This window comes from Hymenobacter segetis (assembly GCF_054776495.1).
This window is the reverse complement of the sequence record NZ_BAAHBV010000003.1, coordinates 23,090-43,758: the sequence shown is the minus strand read 5'-3', so window position 1 is coordinate 43,758 and position 20,669 is coordinate 23,090. Positions and strand designations below refer to the sequence as shown.

At 61.5% G+C, this 20,669-nt stretch carries 15 protein-coding genes; 7 read left to right on the top strand and 8 right to left on the bottom strand.

What is annotated here, in order from left to right; all coding sequences use genetic code 11:
* Window positions 1-2,016: an alpha/beta hydrolase family protein gene (locus tag ACYU70_RS17205; protein WP_342300599.1), complete on the top strand. Its 2,016-nt coding sequence runs from the start codon at window positions 1-3 to the stop codon at window positions 2,014-2,016.
* 77 nt (window positions 2,017-2,093) lie between these two features.
* Here the strand turns inward: ACYU70_RS17205 and ACYU70_RS17200 are convergent, their stop codons facing one another.
* Entirely contained in the window at window positions 2,094-3,125 is a 1,032-nt protein-coding gene (locus ACYU70_RS17200; protein WP_342300600.1) for a Gfo/Idh/MocA family oxidoreductase, read from the bottom strand.
* A 333-nt stretch (window positions 3,126-3,458) separates the two neighbouring features.
* Between ACYU70_RS17200 and ACYU70_RS17195 the strand changes: the two genes are divergently transcribed.
* The 3 genes from ACYU70_RS17195 to ACYU70_RS17185 all read left to right on the top strand — a co-directional run bounded on the left by ACYU70_RS17195 (window position 3,459) and on the right by ACYU70_RS17185 (window position 10,522).
* Window positions 3,459-9,077 carry a hypothetical protein gene (locus ACYU70_RS17195; RefSeq protein WP_342300602.1) on the top strand — a complete coding sequence of 1,873 codons (5,619 nt, stop codon included), beginning with the start codon at window positions 3,459-3,461 and terminating at the stop codon, window positions 9,075-9,077.
* Window positions 9,078-9,286: 209 nt separating this feature from the next.
* On the top strand, window positions 9,287-9,931 hold the full coding sequence (plsY, locus tag ACYU70_RS17190) for a glycerol-3-phosphate 1-O-acyltransferase PlsY (RefSeq protein WP_342300603.1): 645 nt from the start codon (window positions 9,287-9,289) through the stop codon (window positions 9,929-9,931).
* Window positions 9,932-9,955: 24 nt separating this feature from the next.
* Window positions 9,956-10,522: a hypothetical protein gene (locus ACYU70_RS17185; protein WP_342300605.1), complete on the top strand. Its 567-nt coding sequence runs from the start codon at window positions 9,956-9,958 to the stop codon at window positions 10,520-10,522.
* A 35-nt stretch (window positions 10,523-10,557) separates the two neighbouring features.
* Here ACYU70_RS17185 and ACYU70_RS17180 read toward each other — a convergent pair whose 3' ends face one another.
* Window positions 10,558-12,078, bottom strand: a complete 1,521-nt coding sequence (locus ACYU70_RS17180) for a serine hydrolase (RefSeq protein WP_460616056.1) — start codon at window positions 12,076-12,078, stop codon at window positions 10,558-10,560.
* Window positions 12,079-12,317: 239 nt separating this feature from the next.
* Here ACYU70_RS17180 and ACYU70_RS17175 point away from each other — a divergent pair, with 239 nt between their 5' ends.
* Window positions 12,318-13,682, top strand: a complete 1,365-nt coding sequence (locus ACYU70_RS17175; RefSeq protein ID WP_342300608.1) for a dipeptidase — start codon at window positions 12,318-12,320, stop codon at window positions 13,680-13,682.
* 55 nt (window positions 13,683-13,737) lie between these two features.
* Here the strand turns inward: ACYU70_RS17175 and ACYU70_RS17170 are convergent, their stop codons facing one another.
* From ACYU70_RS17170 to ACYU70_RS17150, 5 genes are all read right to left on the bottom strand, one after another.
* Window positions 13,738-14,394: a porin family protein gene (locus tag ACYU70_RS17170; RefSeq protein ID WP_342300609.1), complete on the bottom strand. Its 657-nt coding sequence runs from the start codon at window positions 14,392-14,394 to the stop codon at window positions 13,738-13,740.
* A 91-nt stretch (window positions 14,395-14,485) separates the two neighbouring features.
* Window positions 14,486-15,130: a porin family protein gene (locus ACYU70_RS17165; RefSeq protein WP_342300610.1), complete on the bottom strand. Its 645-nt coding sequence runs from the start codon at window positions 15,128-15,130 to the stop codon at window positions 14,486-14,488.
* Between the two features lie 143 nt (window positions 15,131-15,273).
* The gene (locus ACYU70_RS17160; protein ID WP_342300612.1) at window positions 15,274-15,876 is read right to left on the bottom strand and encodes a porin family protein; all 603 of its coding nucleotides are present in this window, start codon (window positions 15,874-15,876) and stop codon (window positions 15,274-15,276) included.
* Between the two features lie 148 nt (window positions 15,877-16,024).
* Window positions 16,025-16,627: a porin family protein gene (locus ACYU70_RS17155; protein ID WP_342300614.1), complete on the bottom strand. Its 603-nt coding sequence runs from the start codon at window positions 16,625-16,627 to the stop codon at window positions 16,025-16,027.
* A 205-nt stretch (window positions 16,628-16,832) separates the two neighbouring features.
* Window positions 16,833-17,522, bottom strand: a complete 690-nt coding sequence (locus tag ACYU70_RS17150) for a porin family protein (RefSeq protein ID WP_342300615.1) — start codon at window positions 17,520-17,522, stop codon at window positions 16,833-16,835.
* Window positions 17,523-17,722: 200 nt separating this feature from the next.
* Between ACYU70_RS17150 and ACYU70_RS17145 the strand changes: the two genes are divergently transcribed.
* Together ACYU70_RS17145 and ACYU70_RS17140 are read left to right on the top strand one after the other, a co-directional pair.
* A complete protein-coding gene (locus ACYU70_RS17145) occupies window positions 17,723-18,874 on the top strand; it encodes an acyloxyacyl hydrolase (RefSeq protein ID WP_460616055.1) in 1,152 nt (383 codons plus the stop codon).
* A gap of 132 nt (window positions 18,875-19,006) precedes the next feature.
* Complete coding sequence (locus ACYU70_RS17140) at window positions 19,007-19,693, top strand: DUF2306 domain-containing protein (RefSeq protein ID WP_342300617.1); 687 nt, start codon at window positions 19,007-19,009, stop codon at window positions 19,691-19,693.
* Here the strand turns inward: ACYU70_RS17140 and ACYU70_RS17135 are convergent.
* Window positions 19,635-20,669: a quinone-dependent dihydroorotate dehydrogenase gene (locus tag ACYU70_RS17135; RefSeq protein WP_342300618.1), complete on the bottom strand. Its 1,035-nt coding sequence runs from the start codon at window positions 20,667-20,669 to the stop codon at window positions 19,635-19,637. The two genes, ACYU70_RS17140 and ACYU70_RS17135, sit on opposite strands and share 59 nt — an antisense overlap.

Genomic DNA, 20,669 nt, shown 5'->3' with positions numbered 1-20,669 from the left:
ATGGCGGCGCGGGCAAAAATCGGGTTGCTGATTGGGCTGGCTGTGCTTTTAGGTCAGGCCGCCCAGGCCCAGCAGCCCGGTCCCAACGTGCTCGACTGGAAAGCGCCGGCTACCCTCAGTACCTACCTGTTGCAGCAGTTGCACGCGCAGTACGCGCCCCGCGCCGCCGAACTGGACCGCGCCGCACAATCGGCCGCCGGCGCGGCGGCCTACCGCGACAGCGTGCGAGCACGGTTCCGGCGGGTGCTGGGGCCGCTGCCGGTCCGCACGCCACTGCGGGCGCAGGTGACGGGCAAGCTGCAGCAGCCGGGCTTTCAGATTGAGAAAATCATCTATGAAAGCACACCGCACCACCACGTTACGGCGAATTTGTACGTGCCGGCCGGCAAGGGGAAGAAGCCCGGTGTGCTGCTGTTCTGTGGGCACGAGCAGGAATCGAAAGCCACGGTTTCTTATCAGAAAACGGCGATTCTGCTCGCGCAGCACGGGTTTGTGGTGCTCGTGATTGACCCCATCTCGCAGGGCGAGCGGATGCAGCTGACCGATGCGGCCGGCAAGTCGCTCACCCGCGGCGGCACTACTGAGCACACGCTTATGAATGCCGACGCTACCCTGTTGGGTCAGAATACACCCGGTGAAGAGTTTTGGGACAACGCCCGTAGCCTCGATTATCTCCTCACGCGCCCGGAGGTGGACACCGCCCGGCTGGGCTGCCTCGGCAACTCGGGCGGCGCTACCCAAACGGCCTATTTCATGGCCTTGGAGCCGCGCATGAAAGTGGCCGCGCTGTGCAGCTACGTGGCCAGCGGCGAGAAAAACCTGGAGCTGACCGGCCCCGCCGATGGCTGCGTGCAACTGCCCGGCGCCGGCCGCGCCCACCTCGACATCGCCGACTGGCCTATCATGTTCGCGCCCAGGCCGCTGCTGATTCTGGCCGGCCGCTATGATTTCGTGGACTACACCCAAATCGAAGCTACCACGGCCGAAACCCGCCGCATCTATCAGGCTTTGGGTAAGGCGGAGCAACTCGATTTATTCACGTATGATGACGGCCACGGCATTTCGCAGCCCAAGCGCGAGGTGGCCGTGGCGTGGTTTCGGCGTTGGTTTTATGGCGATGCCGCGCCGGTGCGGGAGGGAAATTTGCCAGTTTCAACCACTAAAGAGCTGCAATGCACGGCCACCGGCCAGGTCAACACTGCCTTTCGGGATGAAGCCACGCTAGCCACTCAGCATCTGACCGAAGCCCAGCAACTGGCTGCCCGCCGCCCGGCTACAGCCGCCGAAATAGTGGCAGCGGTGCGGCAACAGCAGCTTGGCTACGCCCCGGCAATAACCAGCGACGCCCAGCCCGCGCGGGTAGAAATACGGCCGTTGGATACCCTGCGCCGCGCCGGCCTGACCCTGCGAAAGTTCGTGTTGCGCCGGCCGGGCGAGCCGCCACTGCCCCTGCTTCTGGCCCTGCCCGCCGGCCCGGCCCGGCCTGCCAAAGTCCTCATCTGGCTGGCCGATGGCGGCAAAGGGGCCGTGCTCGACAGCAGTGCGGCCCAAGTGCAGGCCTACCTCCAGCAAGGCACGGCAGTGCTGCTGGCCGACCTGCGCGGCCTGGGCGAAACCGCCGACCCCAGCTCCGCCGTCGACCCTAAATACTACAACCGCGAATACCGAAATGCCATGCTGGCCCTGCACGAAGGCCGCCCGCTGCCCATCCAGCGCTTGGCCGATATCGACATCCTGCAAATGTTCGTGCGCAATACTGACCCACTGGCCGGCGCGCCCGTGGAGCTGCGCGCCAGCGGCCGGGCGGTGGGGCCGGCGCTGCACGCGGCCGTGCTCCAGCCCGCCATCACCCGCCTGACGGTGGATAAAATTCCGCCTTCGTACCAAGAGCTAATGGCGCAGCCGGCCAGCAAAAACGTGTATTCGGAAGTGCTGCCGGGTGTGCTGCGGTACTACGATTTGCCGGAATTGGAGCGGGCGCTGGGTGAGCGGTTGGTGGTGGGGAAAACCCCATAGAGACGCATAATTGCGTCTCATCGTTGAACGGTGTAATAGCTCAACCTGCGCAGACGACGAGACGCAATTATGCGTCTCTACATTACTTCGGGTTGCTCCAGTAGCTCATTTTGCCACAGCAATTGCTCGTCACGGATGGGGTAGGGCACGTCGTGCCGGATGGCCTGGAACGCGGCTTCGAACAGGCCCATGTAGTCGCCGGGCGCGGCTGGGTCGGACATGGTGCTGAGGGTGCCGTCGGGCGCGGCCAGGGTTAGGCGGCCTTCCTGGCCGGGCTTTTCGTAGCCGTACTCGGGGGCCAGGGGAGAGATGCCTTGCAATAATTGGGCTTCCTGCACATCGGTGCGGCCTTTTTGGTAGCTGCCTTGGGTGCCGTGCAGCACGTAGGCGGGCACGGGGGCGGCGATGAGCAGGCCCGAGCTTACCCATACGTTCAGGCCGGCCGGGTAGCGCAGGTGGAGCGAGAAAAAGTCATCGACCTGGGTGCCGGGGCGGTAGCTGCCCAGGGTTTTTTGCGCGCTGAGCGGTTGCCCAAACAAGCTTAGGGCCTGGTCGATGATGTGCGGGCCGAGGTCGTAGAGCAGGCCCGCGCCGGGGCCGGGCTCCTCCTTGAATTTCTTGAAATGCAGAGCCGGCTTGTACCGGTCGTAGCGAATGTGCACTTCGAAGAGTTGGCCCAGCTGGCCGCTTTCTACTACGTGGCGCACGGCTTGGAAGTCGCTGTCCCAGCGGCGGTTCTGGTAGGCCAGCAGGTGGCGGCCCTGCTGCTGGGCCAAGGCCAGCAACTCCTGGAGCTGAGCGACGGACGTAGCCACGGGCTTCTCCAGCAGGACGTGCTTGCCGGCGTGCAGGGCTTGGCTGGCCAGGTCGAAGTGGGTGTTACTGGGCGTGTTCACCACCACCAGTTCGATGGTGGGGTCGGCCAGTACTTCGGCCACGCTGGGGTAGCTATGGATGTTGGGGTAATCGCGGTGCATGCGCTGCTCGGTACGCTCGGCCACGCCGTAGAGCTCGAAGCCTGGATGCGCGGCCAGAAACGGGGCCTGAAAAAGCTTGCCTGACATGCCGTAGGCCAGCAAAGCGGTGCGAATAGGGGAGGAGGAAGTCATGCGTCAAATGTAAAGCCCGGCCGGGCTAGCAGCCGAGGAAAAAGGAAAAGGATACTGGCGGGAAAAAACGTGATAATCAAAAGGCAAATCACTTTAAGCCCGGTCGTTGACAAATTGCTTTTTTGATTGTGCCTAACTTGTACCGGGTTTTTATGGGCCGCGCCGGGCACTATCCTTCGGGCCAGGCGTTTGCGTTGAAAAAACCACCCGTTGGATTGTGTGTGCGGCCGGGCGGGCCGTCGGCAGGGGCGGGGCGACGCCGGGCAATACTGCCCGGCCCGCCGCAGCCTAAAGCCGGGCCACCGGGTCATTGTTACTGAATTAACAGACTTTATGAAGCAAGTAATTGGTGTTTGTATCGCGTGGCTGGGGCTGTTGGGTTTTGCCGCGCCCGCGCTGGCGCAAACCAAACCTGCCGCGCCCGCCGGCGCGGTCCCATCCGCTGCGCCGCGCTACCAGGTCGGCAAGCTCTCGACCGACCCCGTACAGTACATCAACGACGTGCAGGGCATGATGGCGAGCACCAACAACGCGGCCGCCCGCGTGACCGGTGCCCGCCTGAAAGAATTGTGGGCCTCGAACAGCCTCACCAGCTCGCAGCAGGCCCGCATCATCGCGCTGTCGCAAACCATGCTGGCCAAGAAGTTCAAGCCCCGGCCGCATTTCGAAATGCTGTTTGGCAGTATCGTGAACGGGAAGAACCTGGCCAAGCTCAGCGACGCGCAGATGGACCAGTACCTCGACGTGCTGAACCAGACCCTGGACAAAGAAGCCCCGCAGGAAACCGAGAAATTCCTCGTCAGTACCAACCGCTTCTTCACCGGCGGCTACCTCTACCGCTCGGGTTACAACACGCTGCGGGCCGTAGCCGGCACCGTTTCGTTCGCCTACTCGCCCATCGCGGCCCCCGAGTCGAACCTGGAGTTTGGCGCGCCCACGCCCGCTCCCAAGGAAGAGCCGCTGCCCGCCGCCAAACCCGTAGCCCAAAAGCCAGCCGCTACCAAGCCCGTAACCAAAGCCGCCGCCAAGCCCGCGCCCAAGAAGAAATCAAGTAGCGGTTGGGACACGGCCGATATGTGGTCGTCGCCCTCGGGCGGTGGCTGGGGCGATGATGATGGCTGGGGCGCACCCGTGAAAAAAGCGCCCGCCAAAAAAGCCATCGCCGCCGCCAAGCCCGCTACCAAAGCCACCCCGGCCACAGCCGCTGCCAAACCTGCTGCCGCCACCACGCCGGCTTCCTCCGATTTTGATGCGCCGGCTCCGTCGTTCACGCCCTCGGCAGTATACGATGCCTACGCGCCGCCGCCCGCCCGGGGCGCGGTAATCGTGGTGAAGGATGCCGACCTATTTATGGCCACCGGCGGCGACTCGGTATTTATAAAGAAGGTGAGTGGCACGGCCGTGCCCAATTCCAACCGTTTCATTGCCACGGGTGGCCAATTTGTGTGGTCCATCAAAACCAACTTGGTGACGGCCGAGCTGGCGGGCTTCGACTTCGACATGACCAAGCCCGAGTTCACCGCCCAGCCCGTGACCCTGACTTACCCCGCCGTGCTGGAAGCGCCCGTGAAAGGTGCCCTCAGCTACAAGAGCGTGCGGCGCAAGCCCGGCGCACCCGACACCGGCTACCCGCGCTTCATCTCGCTCACCAACGATGCCCGCATCAAAAACCTGGGCGAAAATATCCAGTACCGGGGCGGCATTTCGATGGCCGGCGGCAAGGTGCTCAGCGCGGCCCTCGATGGCTCGCTGGCCAACCTCACGGTGAGCCTCGACGGCAAGCCCAAGTTCAAAGCCGCCTCGCGGGCCTACGTGCTCGGCGACTCGGTGATTACAGCCAGCCGCGCCGCCGTCACCATTTACGAGGGCGCGAAAGACTCGCTGACGCACCCCGGCGCGCAGCTCAAATACCTGAAAGGCAAGCAGCAGCTGAAGCTCTCGCGGGAGGAAGGCCTGTATAAAAATACGCCCTACAGTGACTCCTACCACCAGCTGGACATCCGCACGGAGGCCCTGACCTGGAACCTGCGTCAGCCCACCATCGACTTCGCGGTGCTTTCCTCAAAGAATCAGAGCTCAGCCGATTTTGAGAGCAAGGAATTCTTCACCAACAACCGCTACCAGCAGCTCAAAAGCATCAACCGGCTGCACCCGCTGCAGATGCTGGTGGGCTACAGCCAGGCCCACGGCGACGTGAAAACCATCAACGTGAGCGAACTGGCCGAGAACCTGAAAACCTCGGTGCCCAACATGCGCTCCGACATGGCCGGCCTGGCCCGCGACGGCTATGTGGCCTGGAATTCCCAGACCGGCGACGTGACCATCCTGCCCAAGGGCGCGCACTACGTGGCCTCGGCCCGCGACAAAAAGGACTACGACCACATCGCCATCAAGTCGCTCTCGGGCTCGGGCCGCAATGCCACGCTCAACCTGAACACCAACGAGCTGCTGGTGCGCGGCGTGGAACGCTTCAACTTTTCCGACGACTCTGCCACGGTGTACGTGAAGCCAGACAGCGCCATTATCCGCATCGGCAAGAACCGGAACATCAATTTCGGCGGCGCGGTGGTGGCCTCGGCCATGCGCTTCAAGGGGCGCGATTTCAAGTTTGACTACGACGGTTTCTATGTCGACATGGCTAAGATTGACTCCATCGTCATTCGCAGCGAGGCCAAGAATGCCAAGGGCAAGCCCACCGGCAAGCACGCCGATTTCGCCCTCACCAACAAGGGCAAGTTCTCCACCGGCCGCCTCTACCTGAACGACCCCAAGAACAAATCGGGCCGCAAAAAGAAGGGCCAGTACCCGTCCTTCGACTCCAAGAGCGGGGCCAACGTGTACTTCGGCAAGCAGGACGTGCTGGGCGGGGCGTATGATTCGACGATGGTATTTGATATTCCGCCGTTCAAGCTCGACTCGCTCAACGGCATCGGCAAGTCGTCGGCCGGGTTCGATGGCACCTTCCGCAGCGGCGGCATCATTCCCGATATCAAAACCAAGCTCACGATGCAGGAAGACGGCTCGCTGGGCTTCGTGTACGACGTGCCGAAGGACGGTTTCCCGCTCTACAAGGGCCGGGGCCGCGTGTTTAACAAGGTGAAGATGGACGGCAAAGGCCTGCAGGCCAATGGCACCATCACGTACCAGACCGGCACGTTTACCTCCGACCAGTTCGTGTTCTACCGCGACTCGGTGGTGACCGTGGGCAAGACCGGGTCCATCGCGGCTAAAAAGGCTGAAGGCGTCGACATCCCCAAAATGAGCCTGCCCACCGGCTACCTCATGAACTGGAACGTGCGCCAGGATTCCATGTACCTCACCACGCCGCGCTCGGGCGAGGCCATCCGGCTGTACTCGGCGGCAGCCGACCCCAAGAGCAAGACGCCCACTACGGCCGGCGGCTACAATTTCAAGGGCACGGCCCTGCTCACGCCGCACAATGCCGGCGGCAACGGCCGACTGGATGGGCCGCAGTCCTTCATAAAGTCGCCGGAATTCACGTTTAAATCCGACAGCTACTCGGGCAAAAAGGCTGCCCTCAGCATCAAATCGGGTGAGGCCAACAAGCCCGCTCTTACGGCCAACGATGTGGCATTCGACTACGATTTGAAGCGCGGCTTTGCCGACTTCAAGCGCGAGGAAGGCAGCAAGGCCAGCATCGATTTGCCCTACTCGAAATTCAAAACCACGCTCAGCGGCGGGCACTGGGACTTCAAGAAGAAGCTGGTGCAGCTGCGCGTAGCGCCCGGGGCCGACTCCACCAAGTCGTCGTTCTACTCCACCAACCCCGACCAGATGGGCCTCAAGTTCAAGGCTTCCTCCGGTGTGTATGACCTGGCTAAGTACCAGATGAAGGTGGGCGGCGTGCCTCACATCGCCGCCGCCGATGCCTGGATTATCCCCGATTCGGGCAAGGTGAACATTCTGGCCAACGGCCGCTTGCAGCGCTTCAAAAACGCCGGAATCGAACTCGATTCGCTGGCCAAATTCCACAAGCTCTACAAGGGCAGCATCGAAGTATTGTCGAAAGTGGCATTCACCGGCAATGCCCTCTACAGCTTCAAAACGGCTCGTGACTCGGTGGCCCTGCGCTTCACCAACTTCGAGCCCGACCCCAACGCCGTGCTGGCCGGCACCACCAAAGGCAGCAAAGGCCTGCTGGGCCGCAAAAAGACCGACGACAACGCCGAACCCGCCGCCGGCCCGGCCACCATCGCTAGTGCCAACGTGGATGCCAACGCCAAGTTTAAGCTCACGCCGCGCATCGGCTACCGGGGCGCCGTGCAGCTGAACTCGCAGCGCCGGGGCTTCGTGTTTGATGGCGAGGTGCAGCTGCAATTCGGCAAAAACCGCGCTTCGGCCGAGTGGATTGCGGTGAAGGATTCCATCGACCCCAAGAACTTTAGCCTGAACCTGAAGGACATTAAGGCCGAGGACGGCACGCCGCTCGTGACCGGCCTGTTTATGTCGGACCAGACCAACAAGGTGTACCCGCTCTACGCCGCCACCCTGCCCAATACCACCGACGTGCCCATCTTCAAAGTAGATGGCAAGCTGCGCTACGACGACCGCAAGGGCCAGTACAGCATCTCGCGCAACGACCCCACCGACGTGAATGCCTACGAAGGCGCGTCGCTCACCTACGCCGACTCCACCAACACCATCAGCTTCCGGGGGCCAATGTCCTTCATCAATTCCAGCAAGGACTACAAAATGATGGGCAGCGGCGTGGGCACCGCCAACCCCGACAGCGCCCGCTACACCATCGACGCGCTGCTGGGCATCGACATCAACATGCCGCCCAAGGCCATTGATGCGATGGGCCTGGAGATTGCCAAAATCACCAAAAACTCGCCCGAAGCGCAGGACGGCTCCACCAATGAGCTCTACAAAATCGGCCAGTTTATCGGCGACAAAGGGGTAGAAGCCTACACCATGCGCAAAGGCACCGCCGACCCGCTCATGAAGCTCTCGCCCAAATTCATGCACACCCTGCTGCTGAGCAAGGTGAACCTGCGCTGGAACGAGAAGAAGCGCGCCTGGTACTCGGTGGGCCAGATTGGCATCGCGGGCGTAGGCAAGCAGCCGCTGAATGCCCTGATTGACGGCCTGATTGAAATCCGCCGCGAAAACGGCACCGACCTCGTCGAGATTTACCTGGAGCCCGAGCCCCAGAGCTGGTACTACCTGCGCTACGCCAATAACATCCTGCTGGCCAAGTCGCAAAACGAGGCCTTCGACGCCGAAGTAGGCGGCAAGGCCAAAGGCGACTACCAGACGGCTACCAGCTACGGCGCCTTCCTGGGCGATTACTCGGACGTGGATGCCTTCCGTTCGCATTTCCAAAAGGATTTCCTGGGTAAGAGCGGCAAGCTGGCCGCTCGCCCATCGGCCCCGCCGCCGGCCGAGAAGTTTGACACCGTGGACGACAAGAAGAAGAAGAAAAAGGGCAAGGGCGACGACGCTTTCGGTGATGCCGATGCCAGCGCCAACCCTGGCAGCGCCCCCGCCGAGGCGGCGGCTGAGCCGGCCTCCAAGAAGAAGAAAAAAGCCAAAGCCAACGACCCCTTCGGCGATGGCGTGCTGGACGAGCCTGCCCCGGCTCCGCCCGTGGTGAAAGAGAAGGCGAAGGAAAAGGCGGCTGATGCCCCGGCCCCGTCTGCTACTACGCCGGCTACCACCACGCCGGCCGCTGCCACTACCCCCGCCGCCACCACGCCGGCTGCTGCTGGTGCTACCACTCCAGCCGCCACCCCGCCCGCCGCGACCACGCCCGCCACCGATGCTACTCCCGACCCCGCCGACGCTAAAAAAGAAGCCGCTCGCCAGGCCAAAGAAGCCGAAAAGCTGAAAAAGGAAGAGGAGAAGGCGAAAAAGGAGGAGGAGAAAAGGAAGAAGGAGGAGGAGCAGCAGAAGAAGAAAAAAGCCGACGACCCCTTCGGCGACAGCTAGAACGTCACTCCCCTCCTCAGATGATTCCGCGCATCAAGCGGAGAGGGGATATTTCAGTAAAGCTGAAATTGGGGTGGTTGAATCGTTGAACGATACCCGGACATTGCGGCCGCAAGACGTTCAACGATTCAACCACCCCAATTTTGCTTTCAGCAAAATATCCCCTCCTTTGTAAGGAGGGGAGTGACGTTCACTTCCTCCTTTAACTTATGAACCTCCTCTACATCGCCCTGGCGCTCCTGGCCGCCTACCTACTCGGTTCCATTCCCACGGCCTTGTGGGTGGGCCGGCGCTTCTTCAACCTGGCCGATATCCGCGAGCACGGCTCCGGCAATGCCGGGGCCACCAATACCTTCCGCGTCCTCGGCCCCAAGGCCGGCTCCTTCGTGCTGCTCATTGATGCGCTGAAGGGTTTTGTGGCCGCGTATTTTCTGCCGCAGTGGCTGGTGGCGCAAGGGGCCATCGCGCCCGAGCACGAGCTGTACTACCGGCTGGCCTGCGGCGCGATGGCCGTGGTGGGGCACATCTACCCGGTATTTGCGCAGTTCCGGGGAGGCAAGGGCGTAGCCACCATCCTGGGTATGATGCTGGGCGTGGCCCCGGCCACGGTGGGCGTATGCATGCTCGTCTTTATCGTGATGCTGCTGCTGTTCCGCTACGTGAGCCTGGCCAGCATGACGGCGGGCGTCACCTTCGCGCTGCTGCAATTGCTGCCGCAGTTCCGGCCGGCGCAGCCGTTTCTGGTGTACGTGGGGTTTCTGTTGGCCGCGCTGCTCATCTACACCCACCGGGCCAATATCGGCCGTCTGCGGAGTGGGACGGAGAGTAGGGTGCCGCTGCCGTGGGCGAAGTAGGGGATGATTATTGCTTCCTCGCCTATGCTCCGCATTATTGTTCTGCTGCTCCTTGCCTTGCCGGCTATTGCGCAGAAGTACGATGCTAAATTGACCAATCCACCCGCCGGCTTTGCCTGGCAGGCGCTGCCCGATGGCAAGGCCGCCGCGCTGCTGCCCGCCGGCTGGTACTACCGGGCCGAGGGCCAGAAGGGCGCGCCTACCTACTACCTCACCCAGGAGCAAATCGGCGAAAGCGACGAGTTTCAGACGGGACTCTCGCTGCAAGTGGTGCGCAAGGCCACGGCCCACACCAAGCGCGCCGCCGCCGCATACGCCGAACTGCTGATGATGCGCACGGGCTTCGGCCGGGGTCAGCAGGTGCTGGAAAAGGCTGCTTCCGTCGAAGGCCAGTTTCATAAATGGACGGTGCGTTACCGCGATGCTCCGCCCGATGCCGACCCGCGCATCGTGTACCAGTTGGCCCTGGCCAACGCCAAAACGGATACTCTCTACCTGCTCACCTTCGAAAGTCCCGAGAAAGACTGGTCCGAAGCCTGGCAGTTGGGCGAGTTAATGATACGCGAGTTGGTGCTGGATGCGCGGCAGTGAATTTCCGCGCATCCAGCCCAAAAGGAAAGGAGTTACTACAAAGACTTCTTCAGATACTCAGCGGCGCCGGTGTTTTTTGGGTTTAGCGCCAGCGAGCGTTGGTAGTTTTTACGGGCCAGCTCGCGGTTGCCCATTTCGGCGTACATCTCGCCCAGGCTGTCGTAGGCGTTGGCGCTCTGAGGGTACAGACTCACGTTGAGCTTGAAGATTTCCAGGGCATTCTGGGGCTGGGCCAGTTTCAGCAGAGAGTAGCCCCAGGCGTTTACTTCGGTTTCGGGCAGCTGGTACGTGGGGCTCTTTTTGCGGGCCTGCTTCACCAAGGTTTCGGCCTGATTGAAGCCGCGTTTGCGCAGCTGGGTATGCAGGGCCCGAATGGTAGGCGGCAGGCCAAAGCCGGTGGCCGGGCGCATGTCAGGCAGGTAATACCCGGCAATTTCGTCGATGAACATGTCGGGGTTGGCCCCCATCAGGTTGGTCAGGACTACGATGGCCAGGTCATCTTCGGGGTAGATGAATAGGGCCGAGCGGCCGCCGCCCGTGGGGGCCACGGCCCGGTGCTCGGGGCGCAATACAGTGGGCCAGCCCAGCGCGTAGCCGTTTTGCAGGCGGTTGAAGCCCTGTGGCCGGCCGTTGGTGAGCAGGCCCGGGGCCCAGAGCACCGGCAGACTGGCAGGTTTCAGCAGCTTGCCCTGTTGCAGGGCAATTAGCCAGTGGGCCATTTCCTCCGCCGTCGAGGTCATGCCCGAGGCCGTGCGCATAGAGGGCGCGTACACCTCAAACAGGTTGCGCGGCTCGCGTGACCGCTGCCATTCGCCGTTCACCACCTTGGAATAGGAGTAGCCGCGGGTGGTGTTGGGCAGCACGTCGTGCGAGTCGCCGAGGGCCGTGCGGGGCATGCCCACCACGTTCAGCTGCCGCTTTTGGATGAATGTGGCGAAGGGCTGCCCGCTGAGCTGGTCGATGATTTTGCCGACTAATAGGTAATTGGTCTGGTTGTAGCTGAACTTTTCGCCGGGGGCAAACTCCATTGGTTTCTGCTGCACATTGGCCCAGGCGGCGTTTTCGTTGGCCTCCGTCACCATGTCGTCATCCCCCATTATTTCGGGCAGGCCGGAGGTGTGCGTCAGCAGCTGCCGCACCGTCACGGGCTGCCACGCGGCGGGTAGGCCGGTCAGGTAGCGCGAGATGGGCGCGGCCACGTCCAACTTGCCGGCTTCCACCAGCTGCATCACCGCCACCCCCACAAAGGCCTTCGTAATGGAATTGATGGTAAAGCGCGATTTGCGGCTCACGGGGATGGAGTCCTGAATATTGGCCAGCCCGTATTGCCCCAGCTTCACCACCTGCCCGTGCTGAATGACGGCCAGCTGCAAGCCCGGAATGCGGAGCTGCCGCATTTTCGCTGCCAGGAAAAGGTCCACGCTGTCGGCTGGGGTCTGCGCCTCAGCGCGCTGAAAACAGGTGCCGGCCAGTAAAAAAACCAACATAAATCCCCAGACGAATAATGGTAGCCGGTGGCGGTTCGTGGGGCGGGTGGGATTGATGGGCTGGCTCATGTTCGCAGGAAATAAGGAGGATTGGAAACGAGGGGCAGTCGCCGGCTGAGGCGGTGGTTTGTAATAGATAGTACAAACATATGTCAGGTACTTTGTAATACATACTAATGGGATAAAAAACATCGAGAATTCTCAATATTTATTCTTCCGCTCCCCAAAGCCTACACCAGTCGGCAGACTCATTCCACCGCAGCCCGCTACTTTTACTTCCGCATTCCCAACCTACACACTTGCTCCGCATGGCCAATTACCTCGCCGATAACCAAACCCGCTTCCTCAACGAGCTGATGGACTGGCTCCGCATCCCGTCCGTGTCGGCCGACCCCAAGTTCCACGCCGACGTGCTGAAGGCCGCCGACTTCCTCAAAACCCGCCTCGAAGAAGCCGGCGTCCAGAACGTCGAAATCTGCCCCACGGCCGGCAATCCCATCGTGTACGGCGACTACATCGTGAGCCCCGAAGCCAAAACCGTCCTCGTGTACGGCCACTACGACGTGCAGCCCGCCGACCCCTACGAGCTGTGGACTTCGCCACCCTTCGAGCCGGTTATCAAAGACGAGAAAATCTACGCCCGTGGCGCCTGCGACGACAAAGGCCAGGTGTATATGCACGTCAAAGCCTTCGAAATGATGATGCGCGACGGCCAGGGCGGCGTGCCCTGCAACATCAAGTTCATGTTTGAGGGCGAGGAGGAAATTGGCTCCAACAACCTCGAAATCTTCGTGAAGGCCAACAAGGAGAAGCTGAAAGCCGACGTGATTCTCATCTCCGACACCGGCATTCTGGCCAACGACGTGCCCAGCATCGAAGTGGGCCTGCGCGGCCTGAGCTACCACGAAGTAACCGTGACCGGCCCCAACCGCGACCTGCATTCCGGCCTCTACGGCGGCGCGGTGCAAAACCCCATCAATGCCCTGTGCGAGATGATTGCCAGCCTACACGACGCCAACGGCCACATCACCATCCCCGGTTTCTACGACAACGTGGACGAGCTGAGCGCCGACGAGCGCGCCGAAATGGCCAAAGCCCCATTCTCGGAAGAAGAATTTAAAAAGAGCATCGGCCTGCCCGACAGCTACGGCGAAAAAGGCTACAGCAGCATGGAGCGCACCAGCATCCGCCCCACGCTCGACGTGAACGGCATTTGGGGCGGCTACACCGGCGAGGGGGCCAAAACCGTCATCGCCTCGCAGGCCCACGCCAAAATCTCGATGCGCCTGGTGCCCCACCAGACTTCGGACGAAATCACGGCGCTGTTCCAAAAGCATTTCACCAGCATCGCGCCGCAGGGCGTGACGGTGGAAGTGCGCCCCCACCACGGCGGCGAGCCCGTGGTGACTCCTACCAACTCCGTGGCCTACAAAGCCGCCGCCGATGCCATGGAAACCACCTTCGGCAAGCGCCCGGTGCCCACGCGCGGCGGCGGCTCCATCCCCATCGTGGCCATGTTCAAGTCGGAGCTGGGCCTGGACACCGTGCTGCTCGGCTTCGGGCTTGATTCGGATGCCATCCACTCGCCCAACGAGCATTTCGGCGTATTCAACTTCCTGAAAGGCATCGAAACCATCCCGCATTTCTACCGCAACTACGCGGCGGCCAAGTAAGCGGCCATCAGCAAGTTCTCAATGCAAAGCCCCGTTTTCACCCGAAAGCGGGGCTTTATTGCGGGAATTCGGCTTGGGGCCGGCCAAAGAAAATAAACCCGGCGTAGAGCTGAAAGCCTTGATTGTAGATGTCGGGCTCGCCGGTGACGCCCCGGTAGGCCCCGGCTTTGAACGCCGACGTCAGCCCCCGGGTGTAGCGCACGCCGAGCAGGAGCCCCTTGGTGCCCTGCCCCTGATACCCCACGCCGGCCGCATAGCCCACCTCCAGGTCTTTGAAATTAAAGCGGTTGTCGTAATTGTTCTGCCCGCCTAGTTCGGCGCTGGCGCTTATCAGATAGGATAGGGTGGGGCCTGCCTCGACGAAAATGCCCGTGTGGCTGCGCAGCTTGGCCAGCACCGGCATTTCCAGGTAGGCCAGCCGCTGATTGCCCGTTGCGGACATGTTATTCGGCAGCACAAAAAACTGACTGCTGGCCCCTCTTTGCGAATACAGAAACTCGGGCTGCACCGAAAAAGCCGGGCTGATGGGCAAATGCAGCACACCCCCGCCGCAAAAGCCGCCCCGGTTGCTGCCGCCCGCGTACGCGTCCTCGCCCCGGTAGCTGGTCAGGCTGCCACCCAGCTTGAGGCCCACCCGGCCCGTGCGCTGCGCCCAGGCTGGCACCGCCGCTAGTACTATCAAAAAGGGAATCAGGAGCCGGGTTTGAGGCATGGGGAAAGGATGATAAATGAAGTTGCTGCAAATCAAACGCAAAAGCCCGGCTTCCGCAACGGAAACCGGGCTTTTTACTGGGGCAGCGGGGCTAGTTCAGGGCATTGAAGGAATAGGACAGGTACAGCTGAAGCACGCTGTTGCGGGCCTCTTTCTGCACCGCAGTGGTGCCTTGCGAAGTGTCTTTGCTGATGCTGCTGATTCCACCCACGTAGCGCAGGCCGCCACCCAGGCCGGACCTGCGCTGGTAGCCCAGGCCGCCCGCAAAGCCAACATCGGCCGTCGTGAAGTACCGCCCCCGGTTGAGTGTGGCGGTGGCGTCGCCCTGCTTGTCCTGGGCGGCCACCAGCACGCCCACCTGCGGCCCGGCCTCCAGGAAGAAGCCATGGGTGTTGACGTGGAAGAGCAGGGGCAAGTCTACGCAGTGCAAGCGCCGGGTAACCAAATAGCCCGCGTCACTGGTGGGGACTTTTGCGCCCTTTTGCGAGTACAGTAGTTCGGGCTGAAAAGCGAAGTGCTTGCTGAGCTTCAGGTTGGCAAAAACGCCGGCGTGGTAGCCGTAAATGCCTTCGTAGGCCGTGCCATCGTAGGTTCTCAGCGTGGAGCGGGAGCCTCCGGCTTTCACGCCCAATGACAAGCCGCTCGAAGGCTCGCTGCGCGACCGGATGCTGTGCTGCGCCTGCGCCGCACCCGTGAGCCCGGCCAGCAGCGCGAGGGTTAAAATAGTCTTTTTCATAAGCGAAGTAGATAGGTGATACCGCAAAGCTAAGGTTGGGCCGGGCGGGCGTTTGCCCGCTGGCCAACGGCTGCCACTTCTTTGGTAACGCAAAAGCCCGGTTTCCATTGCGGAAACCGGGCTTTTTGCGTGGGTGCCGGGGCTTAACGCCCGCCGAATGAATAGGTCAGGTACAGCTGAAATGCGCTGTTGCGGATGCGGCTTTGGAAAGTGGTGCTGCCCACCGTAAGGGCCTGCCGGTAGTTGGTGAACTCACCGTTGTAGCGCAGCCCGATGCCCGGCCCGGTTTTGCGCTGGTAGCCCAGGCCCGCCAGGTAGCCCAAATCAATGGTATTGAAGTTGGAGCGGTCGAGGGCGGTTGATGAGCCGTTATACTTATCCTGGGCCGCCAGCAGAAACCCCACCTGTGGCCCGGCTTCAAAAAACAGCCCGTCGGCATTGACATGGAAGGCCAGCGGCACGTCTATATAATGCAAGCGCCGGGTAACATCGCCGCCCGCTAAAGCCGGCGATTTGGCTCCTTTTTGGGAGTACAGCAATTCGGGCTGAAAGGCAAACATATCCGTGATGCCAATATTGGCAAATACGCCGCCGTGAAAACCAAAAATGTCCTTGTAGCCAGCGGCATCGGCCCCCACAAAGTTGGAGTACGTAGCGCCCGCTTTCAGGCCCAGCGAAACGTTCTGGGCCTGTGCCGCACCCGTGAGCCCGGCCAATAGCGCGAGGGTAAAAAGAGTCTTTTTCATAAGCGAAGTAGATAGGTGATGCCGCAAAGCTACGGTCGGGCCGGGCGTGCGTTTGCCCGCCGGCAACCATCGGCCAAGCCTTTTGTAACGCAAAAGCCCGGTTTCCATTGCGGAAACCGGGCTTTTGGTGTTGTGCCGGAATAGCTTATTAGCGGCCCGTGCCGCCGAAGGCGTAGCCCAGGTTGAACCAGAACGTGCTGGAGCGCAGGTTGCCAGCGCCCAGGCCATTGTTGGCCGTGTCCTTGTAGGTGTGGCTGATGCCGCCGTCGTAGCGCACGCCCAGCGAAAGGCCCACCGGCAGCTCGTAACCCAGGCCCACCACGTAGTCGAAAGCCACCGGCGTCACGTCGCGGCTTTTGATGTCCGCGCCCGCTTCGTCCTTGCCCGAGAGGGCGAAATTGACTTCCGGGCCGGCTTCAAAGAACAAGCCATCGGCGTGGTAGCGGGCCAGCAGCGGCACGTTGATGTAGTCCACGTCGCGGCTCTGGTTGAGCAGGTCTTTGGCATCGAAATACTGCTTGGTGTACAGCGCTTCGGGGTGGAAGGAAATGGCTTCCCCAAAATACACGTCGCCCATGAGACCGGCCTGGTAGGCCGAGTGGGTCACCGACGAATAGCCGTTGCTGGTGCTGCCCGACAGACTGGTGATGCCGTAGCCGGCCTTGATGCCAATCGTATTGGCGGGCTGCTGCGCCTGCGCCACGCCAATGGTACTGACCAGCAACACGATGGGAAGGATGAATTTTTTCATGATGAAGAAATGGTGAAGATATTGATAGTCAGTGTCAAAAACGCTGAATAAATAGGCTTGGGGCTTATACCCGGCGCAGTGATAATAGGTTGCTGATTTTGCTGCGCCCGGCGCACAGAAAAGTGCCTGCCCCGGCGATTTAACAAAAAAAGAGGCCCGACTTCACGGGGAAGTCGGGCCTCTTTTTAAGCGGATAAACCGAAGGCTAGTTGCCGCCAAACATATAGTGCACCTGCAACTGGAACACCGAGTTGCGCACGCTGGGGTTCTGGCCCTTGAACCCGCTGGCCGCCGAGGAGAAGAGGTTTTTGGAAGCTCCGTCCTTGTAGACCTGCGAGATGTCGCCGGCGTAGCGCAGGCCAATGCCCAAGCCGCTGGTAATCTGGTAGCCGATGCCGCCCACGTAACCAATTACCACTTTGTTGAGGTCGTCGGTGCTGGTGTTGGAGGAGCTAATCTGCTTGCCGCCGCCATCCTCGATGAAGTCGCGGTTGTTGATTACAAAGCTGCCCTGCGGCCCCAGTTCAAAGAACAGCCCTTTGCCGTCCTCGCCAATGGTGGTTTTCAGCAAAATCGGCACATCAATGTAGCCAATGGTCGATTTGAACGTGCCGTTGGTGGTGCTGGCCGAGGCCGTAGTGTAGTTGATGCCGTCAATGGAAGCGCCCTTCTGCGAATACAGCAGCTCGCCTTGCACCGAAATCAGGTCCGAAAAGCCGTAGTTGATAAGGCCGCCCGCCGTGAAGCCCGCCTTGTATTGGTTGCCTTTCGAGTCGTTGCCGGAGAATGTGGCGCCGTTGAAGCCGCCTTTGAGGCCGAGTTTGAGGCCGGTTTGGGCTTTCGCCGCGCTGGATAGCCCAGCCAGCAGCGCCAGCGATAGGATGGTTTTTTTCATGAGGGATAAAAATGATAAGATGAATTCTGAAGACAATCTGTTGTCTTGGCTCAAAATCAGGGTGTATATCGGTCCCAGTGGCCAAGGGTTGTGGAAAGGGTGCGTTATTTTTTTGGTTCGAATCTATCAATCAGCGTTACAGAGGCTTATTTTTGACGTCGGTCCAGTATATCGATATGAAGGGTGACGCTATTTTGAAGGTGAGTAAGATTATAATGCCGGGACTGCTGTGGAGCCTGGCCATGCCCTGGGCCGCCTCCGCCCAGGCTCCGGATTCCGTGGCGCGGGTGGCTCCGCACGCGCCGTTTATAGTAGGTGCTTATGCGCAGGGCAGCATCATCATGGCGCACACCTACGCCATCCGGCACCTGGTGGCCTCGCACCCCACGGGGTTCGAAATCAATTTGCAGCGCCAGACCACCGGCGCGGCCCCCTGGCACGCCTGGTACAAGTTTCCCAAAATTGGCCTGGCGCTCACGTACTACGACTTTCATAACCCGGTGCTGGGCTACGCTTTCGCGGCCAGCCCCTACATCAGCAAGACGTTTTCGCGCGGGCCGAAGCACGATTTCAGCTTCCGGCTGGGCGCGGGCCTGGCCTACCTCACCAACCCCTACAACCAAGAAACCAACCACAAGAACACCATCGCCAGCTCGGCCCTGAACGCCACGCTGCAGTTCCGGTTCGAGTACGACTACGCCCTCACGCCACACCTGGGCCTGCTGGTGGGGGCCGGCCTGAACCACTATTCCAATGGGGCCACCACCAAGCCCAATTTCGGCGTGAACCTGCCCTCGGTGGTGCTGGGGCTGAACTATCACGAGCTGCGCCCGGCTCCCACGTTTAATGCGGGCGGGCCGCTGCCGGCCGAAATCGGCACCAATTTTATCAACGTGAGCACCAGCCTGGGCTTCAAGCAGCGCACCGAAGGCGACAAGCACAAATACCTCGTGAACTCGCTGACGCTGGCCGTGGGCCGCCGCGTCAACCGCAAATCCAACCTGCTGCTGGGCGTGGAAGGCTTCAACGACCGCAGCCTGAAAGCCACCCTGGAGGATACCACCCGCGCCGGCGGCCAGCAGCCCGACGTGAAGAAAGTAGGCGTATTTGTGGGCCACGAATTGCTGTTTGGCCGGCTGGCATTCGTGTCGCACCTGGGCTTCTACGTGTACGCGCCCTACAAATCGAGCACCGCCTACTACGAGCGCCTGGGCCTGAAATACCACTTCACCGATGCCGTATTTGGGGCCGTTGATTTGAAGATTCACCGCGGCGCGGCCGATGTCATCGAGTTCAAAGTTGGAGCCCGGCTGCCCGGTCACCGGCCCGAGCATATCGCAGACTTCCGCTAACGCCGTAGGTCTTTCGGAAAGGTATTCTGCCGCTTCGGCAGCCATCGGCGACGCTTCGGGCAACTCTTGCGTGGCAAACCTGGGGATGTGCGCCATCTTTCGGCTGTATTCATCACCTGCCGACTGCATCGCATGGAAACCTTCTTCGAAATCAACCGCTGGATACACATTGCCGCCGGCTTCACGGGCTTTTTTGTGGCCCCGGTGGCGCTGGCTGTGCGCAAGGGCGGGGCCGCGCATCGTCTTTGGGGGCGGGTGTTTTTCTGGGCGATGGCGGTGGCTGGCACCACGGCACTGGTGGGAGCGCAGCACATTCACAGCCTATTTTTGCTGCTCACGGCGGTGTTCAGCCTGTACATGGCGGGCTTCGGCTACCGCTCTTTGTTTCTGAAACCACTGGCCTGGGATGCCCGCGTGGCTGCGTTCGATTGGGCGGTGGCAGGCGTAGGGCTGGCGGTGTTTCTGGGCACGGTGGCTTATGCGGTTTTCGCCCGCAATATTCCGGTTGGCGTGTTCGGCGTGCTCGGCGCGGGCACGGCCTTCCGCCAGCTGCGCGGCTACGCCAACGCCGGCCGCTGGACCAAAAACCAATGGCTACTGAACCACATTTCTGGCTTCCTGGCCTCTTATATCGCGGCGGTATCGGCGTTTTCGGTCACCAGCCTGCACTTCATTCCGTTTCCCTACAATTTCCTCTGGCCTACGGTGTTGGGAGTCCCACTTATCCGCTACTGGCACCAGCGCGTGCGGGTGCAGCGCGCTAGCCTCGCACCAGGCTCCGATTTATCCGGCTCACCAGCGCCGGCCCTTCATAGATAAAGCCGGTGTAAAGCTGAATGAGCGAAGCCCCAGCATCCAGCTTTTCCTGCGCATCGGCAGCCGAGTGGATGCCGCCCGCGCCAATAATCGGCAGCCCGCCGTCGGATTTCCGGTGCAGGTAGCGGATGACTTCGGTGGCCCGCGCCCGGAGCGGTTTGCCGCTCAAACCGCCCGCGCCCAGCGAGGCCACGTAGCTAGCCTCGGTGCTCAGATTATCACGACTGATGGTGGTATTGGTGGCTACGAGGCCGCTGAGTCGGGTTTCGCGGGCAATTTCCAAGATGTCATCGAGCTGCGAATCCGTCAGGTCGGGCGCGATTTTCAGGAGCAGCGGGCGCGGCGTGGCGCGGGCGTGGTTGCGGGCCTGCACCTGCTGCAACAGCTCAATCAGCGGCTTTTTCTCCTGCAGCTGGCGCAGGTTAGGCGTGTTGGGCGAGCTCACGTTCACCACGAAGTAATCCACCTCCTCGGCCAGCGCCTCGAAGCAGGCTACGTAGTCCTCGGCGGCCCGCTCGTTGGGCGTGTCCTTGTTTTTTCCAATGTTGCCGCCGATGATAAGCTGGCGGTTGCGCCGCCGGGCCAGCCGCGCCGCTACCACGGCCGCCCCGTCATTGTTGAAGCCCATGCGGTTCACCAGCGCTTCATCCTGCGGCAGCCGAAATAGGCGTGGCGTGGGGTTGCCGGGCTGCGGCCGGGGCGTCACCGTCCCGATTTCCACAAAGCCAAAGCCCAGCGTGGCTAGCTCATCGGTCAGGGCCGCGTTCTTATCAAACCCCGCCGCCAGCCCCACTGGGTTCGGAAATTTCAGCCCGAAAACCTCGCGCTCCAGGCTTGGGTGCTGGAAATCGTACAGCGCCCGCAGCAGAGCTGGCGTGCCCGGCACCCGCGCCGCCCGGCGCAGGTTATCGAAAACGAGGTGATGGGCGCGCTCGGCGTCGAGGTTGAAGAGGAGGGGTTTGACGAGGGCTTTATACAT